This window comes from Haemophilus sp. HMSC066D02 (assembly GCF_001810545.1).
Taxonomy (GTDB): domain Bacteria; phylum Pseudomonadota; class Gammaproteobacteria; order Enterobacterales; family Pasteurellaceae; genus Haemophilus_D.
On the sequence record NZ_KV801805.1, the window covers coordinates 296802 to 310149 of the forward strand.

At 39.7% G+C, this 13348-nt stretch carries 11 protein-coding genes and 1 pseudogene; 1 reads left to right on the plus strand and 11 read right to left on the minus strand.

What is annotated here, in order from left to right:
- Window positions 1-3 precede the first annotated feature (3 nt).
- From relA to epmB, 6 genes and pseudogenes are all read right to left on the minus strand, one after another.
- Window positions 4-2253, minus strand: a complete 2250-nt coding sequence (gene relA, locus HMPREF2750_RS04090; protein ID WP_070582672.1) for a GTP diphosphokinase — start codon at window positions 2251-2253, stop codon at window positions 4-6.
- A gap of 101 nt (window positions 2254-2354) precedes the next feature.
- A pseudogene (gene rlmD, locus HMPREF2750_RS04095) lies at window positions 2355-3666 on the minus strand (23S rRNA (uracil(1939)-C(5))-methyltransferase RlmD).
- Window positions 3667-3702: 36 nt separating this feature from the next.
- Window positions 3703-4407: a DNA repair protein RecO gene (gene recO, locus HMPREF2750_RS04100; protein ID WP_070582676.1), complete on the minus strand. Its 705-nt coding sequence runs from the start codon at window positions 4405-4407 to the stop codon at window positions 3703-3705.
- Between the two features lie 7 nt (window positions 4408-4414).
- A complete protein-coding gene (locus HMPREF2750_RS04105) occupies window positions 4415-4822 on the minus strand; it encodes an MliC family protein (RefSeq protein ID WP_049364780.1) in 408 nt (135 codons plus the stop codon).
- A gap of 105 nt (window positions 4823-4927) precedes the next feature.
- Window positions 4928-6319 carry an opacity-associated protein OapA gene (gene oapA, locus HMPREF2750_RS04110; protein WP_070582678.1) on the minus strand — a complete coding sequence of 464 codons (1392 nt, stop codon included), beginning with the start codon at window positions 6317-6319 and terminating at the stop codon, window positions 4928-4930.
- 75 nt (window positions 6320-6394) lie between these two features.
- Window positions 6395-7411, minus strand: coding sequence for an EF-P beta-lysylation protein EpmB (gene epmB, locus HMPREF2750_RS04115; protein ID WP_070582880.1), 1017 nt, complete (start codon window positions 7409-7411; stop codon window positions 6395-6397).
- Window positions 7412-7447: 36 nt separating this feature from the next.
- Between epmB and efp the strand changes: the two genes are divergently transcribed.
- Window positions 7448-8014: an elongation factor P gene (gene efp, locus HMPREF2750_RS04120; protein WP_007241760.1), complete on the plus strand. Its 567-nt coding sequence runs from the start codon at window positions 7448-7450 to the stop codon at window positions 8012-8014.
- A gap of 121 nt (window positions 8015-8135) precedes the next feature.
- Here the strand turns inward: efp and HMPREF2750_RS04125 are convergent, their stop codons facing one another.
- The 5 genes from HMPREF2750_RS04125 to HMPREF2750_RS04145 form a co-directional block, all read right to left on the minus strand.
- A complete protein-coding gene (locus HMPREF2750_RS04125) occupies window positions 8136-8639 on the minus strand; it encodes a surface-adhesin E family protein (RefSeq protein WP_070582679.1) in 504 nt (167 codons plus the stop codon).
- A 53-nt stretch (window positions 8640-8692) separates the two neighbouring features.
- Complete coding sequence (gene pflA, locus HMPREF2750_RS04130; RefSeq protein WP_070582680.1) at window positions 8693-9433, minus strand: pyruvate formate lyase 1-activating protein; 741 nt, start codon at window positions 9431-9433, stop codon at window positions 8693-8695.
- 129 nt (window positions 9434-9562) lie between these two features.
- A complete protein-coding gene (gene pflB / locus HMPREF2750_RS04135; RefSeq protein WP_070582681.1) occupies window positions 9563-11875 on the minus strand; it encodes a formate C-acetyltransferase in 2313 nt (770 codons plus the stop codon).
- Window positions 11876-11928: 53 nt separating this feature from the next.
- Complete coding sequence (gene focA, locus HMPREF2750_RS04140; protein ID WP_070582683.1) at window positions 11929-12783, minus strand: formate transporter FocA; 855 nt, start codon at window positions 12781-12783, stop codon at window positions 11929-11931.
- Between the two features lie 212 nt (window positions 12784-12995).
- Window positions 12996-13346: a helix-hairpin-helix domain-containing protein gene (locus HMPREF2750_RS04145; protein ID WP_049364011.1), complete on the minus strand. Its 351-nt coding sequence runs from the start codon at window positions 13344-13346 to the stop codon at window positions 12996-12998.
- Between the last annotated feature and the right edge of the window lie 2 nt (window positions 13347-13348).

The window sequence follows — 13348 nt, forward strand, 5'->3', positions numbered from 1 at the left end:
AATCTATAAACGTTTTGCTTCGATAACGTCGTCTAACTTCGCTAATCTGGCCAGTATTTTACTTAAACTTTCGACATTTTTTAGTTCAATTTCCATATCCATTGTTGCTACTTGTTTTTTGGTGTCCGCACGGCTTGAAACACCTAGTACACTGACTTTTTCATTCGCCAGTACAGTCGTAATATCGCGTAATAAACCATTACGATCACTCGCCACAATGCGAATATTAATATGGAAACCGGTCGCGTAATTATCCCCCCAAAGGGCTTCTACCACTCGTTCAGGATGTGCCGCTTGTAATTCAATGAACTGCTCACAATCGCAACGATGAATTGAGATACCTCGTCCCATGGTAATGTAGCCTGCAATCGCATCGCCTGGAATCGGTTGGCAACAACGTGCCATATGATGCAGTAAATTACCGACACCTTCAACAATCACATAGCCTTTTTTCTGCTGCAGGTCTGCTTTTTGTTGTGCCTTCTGCTGTGCAGTATTCGCACTTTTGCTCGCCACATGACGGAGAATTTCTTGATCTGCCTCTTCAGCCGTCACTTTAATCAATCTGCTTTGTAAGAAATTCACCAACTGATTTAAACGAATATCCCCGCTACCAATACCCGCATATAAGTCTTCAAGATTTTTTAAGTTATAACGAGGTAATGCAACCTGCTCTACTTGTTTTAAACTGATATTCAAACGCACAAGCTCATTATCTAACAGCTCTTTACCCGCAGGAACGTTTTTATCGCGATCTTGTTTTTTGAACCACGCTTGAATTTTCGCACGCGCTTTTGACGTATGCGTAAAACCTAAATTAGGATTTACCCAATCTCGGCTTGGGTTAGGGTTTTTCTGCGTGATGATATCTACTTGCTCACCCATTTGCAGGTGATAAGTGAATGGCACGATACGTCCCCCGACTTTCGCCCCAATACAACGGTGTCCAATTTCACTATGAATCGCATAAGCAAAATCGAGCGGTGTAGAACCAGCTGGCAAGTCTACTACCTCACCTTTTGGCGTAAACACATAGACTCGGTCATCAAAGACTTGGCTACGCAATTCGGCCATCACCTCGCCAGAATCTGTAATATCATCTTGCCATGCAAGTAATTTACGCAACCAAGTGATTTTTTCTTCGTAAGCAGAAAGGCTACCCGTCGTCCCTTCTTTGTATTTCCAGTGTGCTGCAACGCCAAGCTCCGCATCATCATGCATTTGTTGAGTACGAATTTGCACTTCAATCGGCTTACCACCTTTGCCCAATACCACAGTATGAATGGATTGATAGCCATTCGGTTTTGGATTGGCAACATAGTCATCAAATTCTTTTGGTAAATGTTTGAAATGAGTGTGTACGATACCAAGCGCGGTATAACAATCCTGCAATTTTTGCACAATAACTCTGACCGCTCTTACATCATATAAACCACTGAATTCCAGATGTTTCTTTTGCATTTTTCGCCAAATGCTATAGATATGTTTTGGACGACCGTAAACCTCAACCTGATCAATATTTTCTTTTAAATAACCGGTTAATTCTGTCACAAAATCAGTAATATACTGCTCACGATCTAAACGACGCTCATGTAATAATTTGGCGATATTTCGATATTGTTCTGGATGCAAATAACGGAAGCAGTAATCTTCAAGTTCCCATTTCAATTGACCGATACCTAAACGGTTCGCCAACGGAGCATAAATATTGGAACACTCTTTGGCTGCCAACACTTTTTCTTCTTCGCAAAAATGATTTTCCGCATCGCGAAGAAAGGTAATACGTTCGGCAAGTTTGATGATCACACAGCGGAAATCGTCCACCATCGCAAGGAGCATACGGCGTACATTATCCACTTGAGAAGCATTGGCAGAATGACTGGCATTGAGTTGACGGATGTTATCCATCTCTTCTACGCCTTTGAGTAATTTAGTGATTTTAGGGCCAAAATCTTCTTGAATTTGTTCCCAATCTACGAGTTGGTTGGCGACTAATGGAAATAGCATCGCAGTGAGCAAACTCTCACTGTCCATATTCATTTCATGCAGGATTTCCACCATTTCTACACCAGATTGCAATGTGAGCACTGCATTTTCCATTTTATCGGTGTGTTCAGCTATTTTAGCTTGAGCGTAATACCAGGCATCAATCAGGGACTTTTCAGTGGCGGCAGGAAGTTTAAGGCTCGAACACCATTGCTCGATCACAAAATCTTGCGGATTTAATAAGTGAGAACCACGAACTGCAACCATAATACCCCCTTGTTGATGAATATGGCTCGGTGACATCCTGTCAACCGAGTTGTCTTTTTAAGACAACAAAAAAGTCTGACTATTCTATCAGAATTTACACCTTATTTGATAAATAATGTCACCGACTCCAAATGACTGGTATACGGGAACATATCAATCATAGCCGTTTTGATGATACGATAACCGAAAGAGCGAAGTATTTCTGCATCTCGTACTAAGGTTGCAGGGTTGCAAGATACATAAAGAATGCTTTCTGCACCAAGCTCACATAAGGCATTCAGTGCAAAAGCCGCACCGCTACGAGGCGGGTCGAGAAGAATTTTATTGAAATGTTGTTTTGCCCAAGGTTGTTCTGAAAAAGCTTGGTCTAAATCGGCTTGATAAAATTCAACATTCTCAATGTGGTTAAACTGTGCATTCAATTGGGCTTTTTTCACCATATCCAAAACACCTTCAATTCCAACCGCACTTTTCACGCGTTTGGCTAAAGGCAATGTGAAATTACCCATCCCACAGAATAAATCTAAGACATGAGCATCCTGATTCAAATCAAGCCAATCTAAAGCCGTCTCAACCATTTGCTGATTTAACTGGGTATTCACTTGAATAAAATCGCGGATATCAAAAGATAAAAGAATATCGTCTAACGCATAATAAGGCATTTCACCATGTACAAGTTGGATGTTTTGATCATCTTGCAGAAACAAATTCACGGCATTGACGCGTGCAAACTCGAGCAATAAAGTGCGGTCAGTTTCGGCTAAATTTCCCTTATAGCGTAACAACATGGCTACGCCATTCTCTGCTGAAACTAATTCAATATGCCCTAATTGTTTCGGGGCTGAATATTGCGCCCAAAGTGCGGTCAATTTGGGGATAAGATCATTGATTGCTTGCTCTGCCACTAAGCATTGCTTAATGCTGACTAACTGATTGGAGTTTTTCTGACGAAATCCCATTTCAACGGTTTTGTTTTTCGCATTCCACAGTAAACTTAATCGTACTCGACGACGATAAGCCCATTGTTCGCCACAAATCATGGGCATTAATTGAATGGGCTCTGCTTGCAGTTTACTTAAACGAGAAAAAAGGGCATTCTCTTTCGCTTTACGTTGCATTTCCACCGGAATATGCTGACCTTGGCAGCCACCACAACGCCCATAATAACGACATTGTGGCTCAACACGCTGATTACTCTCTTGTAGCCATTTTTGTGCAGTCGCTAATCCATATTGACGTTTTTCATCGGTCACTACTGCTTCCACTTTTTCCATTGGCAAGGCATTTTCAATGAACCAGGTTTTACCTTGAATTTTGGCGACACCTAGCCCTTGATAATCTAAATCCTGAATTTCAGCGACGATTTTTTGCGTGGTTTTCTGTTTTTTTTTGTGGAGCGTAAAGTAAAGCCATGATGGTGTTTTAATCTATTTGTATCAAAGAAAGGGATTATTTTAAATAAAGTACATTTTGAGTAAATAATTCTCGGCTTTTCAGCGGCTTATCGCCTAAATAAGGTTTAAGTGCGATACGGGTAAAGCGTTTTGCCGCTTGCAAGACTGCCTCATCGGTAAATTCCAAACGGTCAAAAGCGAGTAAATCTCGACCATAAAAGGTCAAGTTATCTTTCACTAACGAGGCGATAAACCCTTTTTCCGCACGGTATTGGTAAGTCATTGATTCATCCACTGGCAAACCTGATCCAGCACAATGCAGAAAATCAATGCCATAACCTAAAATTTTAAGTAAATGAAATTCAAATAAGCGTAATGTAGGTTCGACCTGTAGCTGAGTCGCTAAGCCCGTTAAGCATTGTAGATAATGCTGAAAAAGCTGTGGATTGGCCGTTTCTGGCTCAATCACTCGCATAATCAATTCATTAACATAAAACCCGCTGTATAGAGCCGTCTGTTGTAAAGGTAATGTAATCGCAGCTGGTTCAGCTTTGGTGAGTGTTTTTAATGCGCCTTTCCCTGACCAACGTAGAAGTAATGGCGTAAAAGGCTGTAAGACAGATTTCCATGCCGAACGTTTCGCACGTGCACCTTTTGCAATAACCGTCAAACGTCCCGTTTCTTCAGTGAATAAATCAACCAAAAGGCTGGTTTCACTATAAGGACGACGATGTAATACAAAGCCGCGTTGGAGATCCATAAAAGAATTATTTGCCTGATTTTAATTCACTTGGTTGTTTAACACAGCGTTCTGCGAGCACTTCACCTACGCTAGTTTGTAATTGACTGAAGTCATCACGCTCCTGCCAATACCAACGAATATTCGCATAATTTCTCCCACGCTCAGAAATCACTCGTGTCAATTTTTCGGTTACATCATTAAAAGTAACGGTCACCTGACTAAGTGTTTTTTTACTTTTCTGTTTTTGCTTGGTATGAACCACACTCACTTCTTTATTGCCTTTACACAAATAAACCGTCGCTGAACCCTTTTGGGATTTTTTATCAACGGTTTGCACTTTCATTTTCTGTGGTGCTGGCTTGCTTAATTCAACATTTTGTGAACAAGCAGAAAGACAAAGTGCGGTCAAAATTACGCTTAATTTTTTTAACATGAATTCTATTTCCATCAAGGGTTGTTTATGATTGCTCACTTTGCAAAATGAGCAAGGATAAACAATCTTATCTAGAAAAATGGGCGATTACTCGCCCACTAAAAATTATTTTTTATACTGATATGAACCGTCGGCTTGACGAATGAACTTGCCGCCATTTGATAAGCGAAGCTCACTTACTCGACCTTGACTATTCACAGAAACCTGTACTTTATCACCAGGTTTGAAACTGCTTAATGCATTACCAGCACCGCTTGCTTTGGTCATCGCATTCACATCTGAAATATTCAGTTTATTATCACGGAATACTTGCATCAGTGAAACACCTTGCGGCACAGTTAATGTTTTTGTTGCACCTGTTGAAGCTGTTTGAACTACTGGTTCTGCAGCTTTCACAGTCTTGTTGGTTGCGGATTTCGCTTCCACAATTTGAACTTTAGTTTCTTTAGTCGCAACAGGTTTCGCTTCTTGAATTTTGCTTTGCTCTTTTTTCACGGTTTGAGTCGGTTGAGCTGTCGCTTTTTCAGTTGCTGGTTTAGGTTGTTTTTTCTCTTGAACCACAGGTGTATGTTCATGACGAGGTTCTGCTTTATACTCAACCGTTGCGGTATGTTTTTCTGCCGTTGGCTGCAGGGTTCTTAGCAATGGTTCTTTACTTGTTGCATCAAGAGTTGGTTTAACTGGTACAGGTTGAGTTGCTGGTTGTTGAGCAACAGTTTGTTGTGCAGGCTCTGCAGTTTGTGATTTAGCGGCGTCTGCTTTATCACCTACATATTCCATTGCTGGAGGTGTATCTGATTTAGCATCATTTGCTGTTTGTTCTGTTGTTGCAGGAGCCGTAGTATTATTGTTATCTAATACGGTGGTTTCAACCGGTTGAGACTGATCCAATGATTGGAATTGAACTGGAATTTCATTACTGTTTTGTTGTTCAAAAGACTCCACCGTATCTGAGTTTGGTTTTAGGGTGAAGAAAATGATCAACAATACCACTAAACCCAAAATCGCAATAAATAAACGACGATGTTTTTCTGGTAACATTTGTAGAACCTTCCATTTTTCAGGTGATTTCAAGCTTGCAGCAGCAGCGGCTGCTGGTGCAACTGTTTCGGCTTGAGTTGTCACTTCTTCCACAATCTCTTCTGCTGGAGAATTTTCAAAAATCACTTTTTCTTCCGCTATGTTTTCTACCTGAACATTCTCAACGGGCTCTTGAGTTTCGAAAGAGCTTGATGAAACTGATTGCTCAACATTTTCACTTTGGAATGCTTGAGATGGAGAAAAAGGTTGGCTTGCTGCCGCACCAAAAGTTGGTTCGCGACGAACATGGAATTGCGTATCTGGTTGCTCTTTTTTACCAAATAAACCTTTGGCTTTATCAAAAATTGAGCCACTTTGTTGAACCGGTTTTCTTGGGGTCACAGAGTCTGAATGATTAAATCCTAAATCTAATTCATTTTGAGATGAATTGTCGTTAGGTTGATTTTTATTATCCACGGGATTACCTCGATTTGCTAAACTAAAGATCGCACAAAAAGTGCGGTGAAAAATTGGATCGTATTTTATCGGATCTTACGCTGTGTATAAAGTCTTATTTGGCTCTCCACCGATTTCTCGAGCTAATTTGGGTACTAAATAGCCAGAAGTGAGCGCCTGTAATTCTTTATAAATTTGTAACGCTTTCTCATCTGAAATATAGAAATGGCTCGCACCTTGCACTTTATCCAACAAATGCAAGTAATAAGGCAGAATGCCTGCTTGAAATAGCTTATCGCTTAATTCTTTTAATGTATGTGGGTTATCATTCACATCTTTTAAAAGGACTGATTGATTGAGTAATGTGACCTTAGCGCTTACCAGTTTTTGCATAGCGAAAGCGAGTTCTTCATCAATTTCATTTGGGTGATTGATATGCGTCACAAACACCGTTTTTAATGGACTTTTTAACAATAAATCACAAAATTCATCCGTAATGCGCTCTGGAATCACGACCGGCAAACGAGAGTGAATACGCAAACGCTGTAAGTGCGGTATCTTTTCAAGGCGTTCTAATAGCCACGCCCATTCACTATCCTTCGCCATCATCGGATCGCCCCCCGAAAAAATCACTTCTTCGATTTCAGGATGTGCGGCAATATAGTCTATTGCTTGTTGCCAACTCGTTTTATTGCCTGGGTTTTGATCATAAGGAAAATGACGACGGAAACAATAGCGACAGTTAACTGCGCAGCCCCCTTTTGCCATGAATAGCAAGCGATTTTGGTATTTATGCAGAATATTAGGCACGGCATTTTTTTGCTGCTCATCTAAAGGATCTTGGCTAAAGCCTTCTGCCTCAATAAATTCTTGTTGAGCCGTCATTACCTGTAAAAAAAGTGGGTCTTTAGGATTCCCCTTTTCCATTTTTTCAACAAAAGGCAAAGGCACTCGCATAGTAAAAAGTTTACGAGCTGCGATGTCCTCGGCAAAATCTTCAACGGGCAAATTTAAGGTTTTTAATAAGATTTTCGGATCAGAAATCGCATTTTTTAGGGTTTCTAACCAATTTTGTTCTTCTCTAATCGCAATATTTCGGGTTAAAATACGCACTTTCAAACAATCTCTATTTTTTAGGATATTTTTAATATGGCTACATATACTACCAGTGATTTCAAACCAGGTCTAAAATTTATGCAAGACGGTGAGCCTTGTGTGATCGTTGAAAACGAATTCGTTAAACCAGGTAAAGGCCAAGCTTTTACTCGTACTCGTATTCGTAAATTAATTTCAGGCAAAGTATTAGATGTAAACTTCAAATCTGGTACTTCGGTTGAAGCTGCTGATGTTATGGATCTTAACCTGACTTATTCATACAAAGATGATGCATTCTGGTACTTTATGCACCCAGAAACATTCGAACAATACTCTGCTGATGCAAAAGCAGTGGGTGATGCAGAAAAATGGTTATTAGACCAAGCAGATTGTATCGTGACTTTATGGAATGGTGCACCAATCAGCATCACACCACCAAACTTCGTAGAATTAGAAATCATCGATACAGACCCAGGTCTTAAAGGTGATACTGCAGGTACAGGCGGTAAACCAGCGACATTAAGCACTGGCGCAGTGGTGAAAGTGCCTCTTTTCGTTCAAATTGGTGAAGTGATTAAAGTCGATACTCGTTCAGGCGAATACGTTTCTCGTGTGAAATAATCTTTCATTATGAGATAAAAAGAGCGGTCAATATTTGATAAATATTGGCCGTTTTTTATTGCCTACTCATTAGTTTCATAGAGATAAAAAATGCGGTTATTTCTAACCGCACTTTGATTGATTATTTCGCTTTTGAGCCTTCTAAATCTAAAGAAGGTTTTCTATCTGAGTTCACACAAATGATTTGTGCCGCCGCATAGAGCGTTGTATTAGGTTTTAAGCTAATTGTGTATTTCTCTTGTTTTTTCGGTGCGGCACGCAAACCTTCGCCCCAGAAATCATCATAAAAATCAGTACGAACTTGGGTTAAATGGTAGTTCTTACAGTTTAAGATTTTATATTGGCGAACAGAACGTGCATAACGTCTTTTCTCATTTGGATACACATATAAACCTTTATCCAAATTCACCACGGCATCAAAATGCACTTGGTTTAAATCTTGGTTGTCCACCCAAATTGAATCAGTATCAATGTAGTAATTTTTATCTTTTACTAATCGCACATACCCTACTCTATCTTTTGAAGGAGGTGTTAATGTCACCTCTTCTTGTGTAACTGGCGATTGAACAGCTGAACAGCCTGCTAAAAGGGCTACACCTAAAAACGTTAATGCTAATTTTTTCATTTTTCCTCCTTAAAGCTTTCTAAAGCCTGCTGTTAATCTTTTTATACCTTAGCTTAATATTTTACCGTATGTCCATATCCTTCAAGAATCGTTTTGATGTGTTCAAGTGACTCTTTTGTCGGTGGTAAAACATCTGCGAGCTCATACTCAAAGCCGAGGGTTTTCCATTTATGAGCGCCTAATCGATGATAAGGGAGAAGTTCGACTTTTTCAATATTGGTCATACCTTTAATAAACTGTCCGAGCAGATGAACATCATGATCGTTATCGGTATAACCTGGAACCACCACATAACGAATCCAGGTGCGCTGATTACGTTTTTGCAGATATTTCGCAAATTCCAACGTACGTTTATTTGGTACACCAATCAGATTCTGGTGCACTTGATCGTTCAGTTCTTTTAAATCAAGCAAAACAAGATCGGTTACATCGATCAGTTCATCAATAATGTGATCATAATGACGTACAAACCCATTAGTATCTAAACAAGTATTAATGCCTTCTGCTTTACAAGCTCGGAACCAATCTCGTACAAACTCAGCTTGAAGAATAGCTTCACCACCAGATGCTGTTACACCACCACCGGTTGCATTCATAAAGTGACGATAACTCACCACTTCTTTCATAAGTTCTTCCACACTGATTTCACGACCACCATCAAGATCCCAAGTATCACGATTGTGGCAATATTTGCAACGCATTAAACAGCCTTGCATAAATAAAATAAAACGAATGCCAGGACCATCCACGGTTCCACAGGATTCAAAGGAGTGAATTCTTCCTAGAACAGACATACATAAATTTCCCAAAAATGAATATAACTAAATTTTACCAAAAATATCATCTATAAAAAATGAGCCTGACTTAAATCAGGCTCATAATTTTTATATTCCCGCTAAAGTGCGGTTAAATTTTATCGTGTTTTAGAACGATTCTGTGAATGTACGAGTGACGACGTCTTGCTGTTGCTCTTTAGTTAAAGAGTTGAAACGTACTGCGTAACCAGATACACGAATAGTTAATTGCGGATATTTATCCGGATTTTCCATCGCATCTAATAACATTTCACGGTTTAACACGTTCACATTTAAGTGTTGACCACCTTCTACTGCTGCTTCGTGGTGGAAGTAACCATCCATTAAGCCAGCAAGGTTGCGACGTTGTGCTTCTGGATCTTTACCTAACGCATTTGGTACGATTGAGAAGGTATAAGAAATACCATCTTTTGCGTAAGCAAATGGAAGTTTAGCCACAGAAGTTAATGATGCTACCGCACCTTTTTGGTCACGACCGTGCATTGGGTTAGCACCTGGTCCGAATGGCGCGCCTGCACGACGACCATCTGGGGTGTTACCTGTTTTCTTACCATAAACTACGTTAGAAGTAATGGTTAATACAGATTGTGTAGGCACAGCGTTGCGGTAAGTTTTAAGTTTTTGAATTTTCTTCATGAAACGTTCAACTAAATCACAAGCGATGTCATCAACACGGTTGTCGTTGTTACCATATTGTGGATATTCACCTTCGATTTCGAAGTCGATCGCTACGTTGCTTGCTACAACATTGCCATCTTTATCTTTGATGTCGCCACGAACTGGTTTAACTTTCGCATATTTAATTGCTGAAAGTGAGTCTGCAGCAACAGAAAGACCTGCGATACCACAAGCCATAGTACGGTATACATCACGATCATGTAACGCCATTAATGCTGCTTCGTATGAATATTTATCGTGCATGTAGTGGATGATGTTTAAGGCAGTCACATATTGTTTTGCCAACCAATCCATAAAGCTGTCCATACGAGTCATGACTGTGTCGAAATCTAACACTTCATCAGTGATTGGTGCAGTTTTCGGACCTACTTGCATACCTAATTTTTCATCGATACCGCCATTGATTGCGTATAACAATGTTTTCGCTAAGTTTGCACGAGCACCGAAGAATTGCATTTGTTTACCAACAACCATTGGTGATACACAACATGCGATCGCGTAGTCATCATTATTGAAGTCTGGACGCATTAAATCATCATTTTCGTACTGAACTGATGAGGTATCAATCGATACTTTCGCACAGAAACGTTTGAAATTTTCAGGTAATTGTTCAGACCAAAGAATCGTTAAGTTTGGTTCTGGAGAAGTACCCATGTTGTAAAGAGTGTGTAAAATACGGAATGTATTTTTAGTTACTAATGTACGGCCATCTAAACCCATACCTGCGATGGTTTCAGTTGCCCACATTGGGTCACCAGAGAATAATTGATCGTATTCAGGTGTACGTAAGAAACGAACCATACGAAGTTTCATGACTAAGTGGTCAACTAATTCTTGCGCTTCAGTTTCAGTAATTTTACCCGCTTTTAAATCACGTTCGATATAGATATCGATAAAGGTTGCAGTACGACCGAATGACATCGCTGCACCGTTTTGTGATTTGATTGCTGCTAAGTAAGCAAAGTACATCCATTGAATTGCTTCTTTAGCGTTAGTTGCTGGGTTAGAAATATCGTAACCGTAGCTTGCTGCCATTTGTTTCATTTGGCCTAATGCACGGTGTTGTTCTGCGATTTCTTCACGTAAACGGATAGTTGCTTCAAGATTTACGCCATCTTCTAAGTCTTTTTGTAAAGAAGAGAACTGTGCGTATTTATCTTTCATTAAGAAGTCTACACCGTAAAGTGCTACACGACGGTAGTCACCGATAATACGGCCACGACCGTAAGCATCTGGAAGACCTGTTAATACACCTGATTTACGGCAACGTAAAATATCTGGCGTATAAACATCGAATACACCTTGGTTATGTGTTTTACGGTATTCAGTGAAGATTTTTTTCACTTCAGGATTTAATTCACGACCGTAAACTTTACATGAACCTTCCACCATTTTAATACCACCAAATGGCATAATGGCACGTTTTAATGGAGCATCAGTTTGAAGACCTACGATTTTCTCCAAGTCTTTATTGATGTAGCCTGGCGCGTGAGAAATAATCGTTGAAGGCGTATGCTCGTCAAAGTCTAATGGCGCGTGAGTACGGTTTTCAACTTTGATCCCTTCCATTACGGTTTCCCAAAGTTTTGTTGTCGCTTCGGTTGGACCAGCTAAGAAAGAATCATCACCTTCATACGGGGTGTAGTTCTTCTGAATAAAATCACGCACGTTGACGTTTTCTTGCCAGTCACCGGCAACGAACCCTGTCCACGCAACTTTTTGTGCTTCATTAAGTTCTGACATAGTCATTTCCTTTTTTAATTGATAAAAAATAAGTCTGTTAGTTCGTTAGTACATTAGTGAGCTTTAGTTAAATAACGTTGGAATAAGCCGATACAAACTGCGCCGCCCACAATGTTGCCCAACGTTACGGGAATTAAATTCTTCACAATGAAATGATAAAGATCTAAGTCTGCATATTTCATTGGATCCACACCAATTTGTTGCCAAAATTCTGGTGTACTAAAGTGTGCTGTAATAATGCCAAGCGGAATCATAAACATATTTGCCACACAGTGTTCAAAACCTGATGCAACAAATAAGCCAATTGGCATAATCATAATAAATGCTTTGTCTGTAACAGTTTTACCGGAATAAGACATCCATACCGCTACACACACCATAATGTTACATAAAATACCAAGGTTAAATGCTTCAAACCAAGTATGATGAATTTTATGTTGCGCGGTTGCCAAAATGGTTAAACCCCATTGACCACTTGCTGCCATGGTTTGTCCCCCAAACCAAATCACCGCAGCAATAAATAAACCGCCTACGAAGTTGCCTAAATACACCACAATCCAATTTCGAATCATTTGTGCTGTAGTGATTTTTCCGCCTACACGGGCAACTAAGGTTAAAGTAGAAGAGGTGAATAATTCCGATCCTAAAATCACCACCATAATTACGCCTAAAGAGAAGACTAATCCACCAACTAACTTGGTTAATCCCCAAGGCGCACCAGCGCTCGCTGTTTGAGTTGTCGTATAAAATACAAAGGCTAATGCTATACAAGCCCCTGCACTAATACCAGACATGAATGATAAAAATGGACGTTTTTGCGCTTTATACGCAGCGACGTTTTCAGCATAATCCGTTGCTTCAACTGGTGTGAGAGCAACAGAAGATTGATTTAAATTTTCTGATGCCATATCTTACTCCAAATAATTGATTGATTATTTTTATACTTCAACATAGGTATTTTTATACCTATCGTTATTCTACTCTCTTAAAAAACCTTTGCAAGAAATCCCCTATTTATTTCAAAAAAATTTGATATTTTGCAAGTTTTGGTAAATTTTATCTTCAAATACAAAAAAAGCGAGATATTACTATCCCGCTTTTTATATATAAATAACGCAGATTAAAACGCAATACGATCGCGATTTTTCTCTAACGTTGCTTTACCAATGCCTTGTACTTCAAGCAATTGTTCTGCCATAGTGAAATTACCGTGCTTTTCACGATACTGCACAATGGCTTCTGCCTTTTTCGCACCAATACCAATTAGCGCTTTTTGAATTTCTGATGCACTGGCGGTATTGATATTTAATTTATCACTCACTGCTTGTTGTGTAGTTTGTGATGCGGTTTGTTGCTGAACTTGCGCTTGAGGTTGAGCCTGTTCAGCTACCTTTTCTTCTGCAAACACTTGCGAGCTCAACATTGTGGTCGCAACAAATAATGAACTAAATAAATGTTTCATCAATTTCATAA

Coding starts and splice junctions, on each gene's coding strand:
- focA (WP_070582683.1), bottom strand. CDS start 12,783: ATGGCATCAGAAAATTTAAATCAATCTTCTGTTGCTCTCACACCAGTT.
- relA (WP_070582672.1), bottom strand. CDS start 2,253: ATGGTTGCAGTTCGTGGTTCTCACTTATTAAATCCGCAAGATTTTGTG.
- HMPREF2750_RS04125 (WP_070582679.1), bottom strand. CDS start 8,639: ATGAAAAAATTAGCATTAACGTTTTTAGGTGTAGCCCTTTTAGCAGGC.
- pflB (WP_070582681.1), bottom strand. CDS start 11,875: ATGTCAGAACTTAATGAAGCACAAAAAGTTGCGTGGACAGGGTTCGTT.
- efp (WP_007241760.1), top strand. CDS start 7,448: ATGGCTACATATACTACCAGTGATTTCAAACCAGGTCTAAAATTTATG.
- recO (WP_070582676.1), bottom strand. CDS start 4,407: ATGGATCTCCAACGCGGCTTTGTATTACATCGTCGTCCTTATAGTGAA.
- pflA (WP_070582680.1), bottom strand. CDS start 9,433: ATGTCTGTTCTAGGAAGAATTCACTCCTTTGAATCCTGTGGAACCGTG.
- HMPREF2750_RS04145 (WP_049364011.1), bottom strand. CDS start 13,346: ATGAAATTGATGAAACATTTATTTAGTTCATTATTTGTTGCGACCACA.
- HMPREF2750_RS04105 (WP_049364780.1), bottom strand. CDS start 4,822: ATGTTAAAAAAATTAAGCGTAATTTTGACCGCACTTTGTCTTTCTGCT.